Below are 1,972 nucleotides of genomic sequence, written 5' to 3'. Positions count from 1 at the left end.
TGGGTTTGGATATACGAAAAAGAGCTGTAACGCTCAAGGTAGTAGTAAATACTACCTATTCGTTACAGCCCCTTTTTGAGTTTTCTGATATTTGTGGTTCTTCCGTGTTTAAGAATTCTTTGATAGTTTTCAGTTAATGATTTTTCATAACGGCTTGTCAGCCAAGGTACATAGAACTGAGCATCTTTAATTTCATCAGGAAGATATTGAAGATATTCCCATAAATCAGGCCTATTATAATCATAACGATCTTCCTCATCTATACCAACAGGAGTTAAACGTATATATTGTGGTGCTTTATGTGGTTCGTTGTGGTAAGACGCAAGTGCTGCATCTATCGCATTTTCACTCGATTTTGATTTAGGTGATAAAGCCAATTCTATAATGCAGCTTGCTAGAGGAATTCTCGCTTCAGGAAAACCAATTGTCTTAGCTGCCTGGAAGGCTAAAACAGTACGCATACAAGCATTAGGATTGGCTAGTCCTATATCTTCATAAGCAGTTGTAATCAGTCTTCGTTCTAGTGACTCTATATCTCCTGCATCTATAAGTTTAGCAAAATAATAAAGAGCACCATTTGGGTCAGATCCCCTAATAGATTTCTGCAAACCACTTAAAGTATCATAGTATTGATCTTCATCTTTATCAAATTGCATATTGGCGCGTGGAACAGCTTCCTGAATGATTTCTAATGTGATATGTGTATCTGGCGCATAAATAGTTGCAAGTTCCAAACAATTATAAGCATAACGAACATCACCACTGCTCATTCTTGAAATATAATCATATACTTCTTGATCTATTTCATATTGATGATTAAGTCCTCTCTCGCTGACTGCAGCTCTTTGACATGCTTCCACAATCTCTTCATGATTCAAGGGCTTTACTTCACACAAATGACATCTCGAGCGAATTGCAGGATTGATAGAATGATATGGATTGGCAGTTGTGCAGCCTGCGATAATCAACAATCCACTCTCGATATAGGGCAGTAAATGATCTTGCTTATCTTTATTTAAACGATGCACTTCATCTACAATCACAAACAAACCTTCTGAAAGTTTCGCTTCAGCGATAATCTGGTCCATCTCTTTCTTATTACCAGCAGAGGCATTGAATATACGATATGGTATATTTAAATCATGAGCGAGGGCTTTAGCCATAGTTGTTTTTCCACATCCAGGAGGTCCGTATAAAATAATGGACATTGGATGATCCTTCTTTACAAATTGTCTTAATAATTTATTATCTCCTACAAGGTGCTTTTGTCCAATAACATCATCTAGTCCAATAGGACGCATGGAATCTGCAAGTGTCTTATGAATCATAGTTTATTTCCTTTCGTTTTAGAATCATGTATAATTATAACATGATTTTATAAGGAGAGAGTAATATGAGAATTGTTTTACAAAGAGTAAAAGAAGCAAGTGTGACAATTGATGGAGAAGTACATGGTGCCATTAATAAGGGTTATATGATTCTTGTAGGTTTTAATAATGATGATACTCATGAAATTATAGATCGTCTTGTGGAAAAGGTCATCCACTTAAGAGTCTTTGAAGATGAAAATCAAAAAATGAATCGTTCACTCATAGATGTAGAAGGATCTATTCTTTCTATTTCTCAATTCACTTTATATGCAGACTGTCATAAAGGAAGAAGACCAAGCTTTATCGATGCAGCTAAGCCTGATATCTCTTCACCGCTTTATGATTACTTTAATAAAAGTTTAAGAACCCAAGGCATTCATGTAGAAACAGGAATTTTTGGAGCTGATATGAAATGTGCGTTAATTAATGATGGCCCAGTTACTATTGTATTAGATAGCGATGACATCATGCCTCGAAAATAATGCGATTATCGGCAAATAGAAGGGCGTATAAGCCCTTTTTTACATTTTTTCACAAAAAATGAATAAAAATCAAAAAAAGTCTTTACAAAGGAAATGAATGATGGTAGTATAAGAGAGCAC

Annotated in this window: 2 protein-coding genes; one reads left to right on the top strand and one right to left on the bottom strand. The window is 35.3% G+C overall.

Translation table 11 applies throughout. The annotated features are described in order from the left end of the window. Nucleotides 1–62: 62 nt before the first annotated feature. Entirely contained in the window at nucleotides 63–1,328 is a 1,266-nt protein-coding gene (locus ABUA27_RS12515) for a replication-associated recombination protein A (protein ID WP_502879718.1), read from the bottom strand. Nucleotides 1,329–1,393: 65 nt separating this feature from the next. On the opposite strand from ABUA27_RS12515, the gene dtd reads away from it, so the two are divergent. Then, the gene (gene dtd / locus ABUA27_RS12510) at nucleotides 1,394–1,852 is read left to right on the top strand and encodes a D-aminoacyl-tRNA deacylase (protein WP_129982343.1); all 459 of its coding nucleotides are present in this window, start codon (nucleotides 1,394–1,396) and stop codon (nucleotides 1,850–1,852) included. The last annotated feature ends 120 nt before the right edge of the window (nucleotides 1,853–1,972 follow it).

It is taken from the genome of Catenibacterium sp. RTP21428st1_D7_RTP21428_210409, assembly GCF_040227455.1.
Taxonomy (GTDB): Bacteria; Bacillota_I; Bacilli_A; order Erysipelotrichales; family Coprobacillaceae; genus Catenibacterium; species Catenibacterium mitsuoka_A.
This window is presented reverse-complemented; position numbering and strand designations above follow the sequence as displayed.

Excerpts from the sequence above, each read along its gene's own strand:
- dtd (WP_129982343.1), top strand. The coding sequence starts at position 1,394 with ATGAGAATTGTTTTACAAAGAGTAAAAGAAGCAAGTGTGACAATTGAT.
- ABUA27_RS12515 (WP_502879718.1), bottom strand. The coding sequence starts at position 1,328 with ATGATTCATAAGACACTTGCAGATTCCATGCGTCCTATTGGACTAGAT.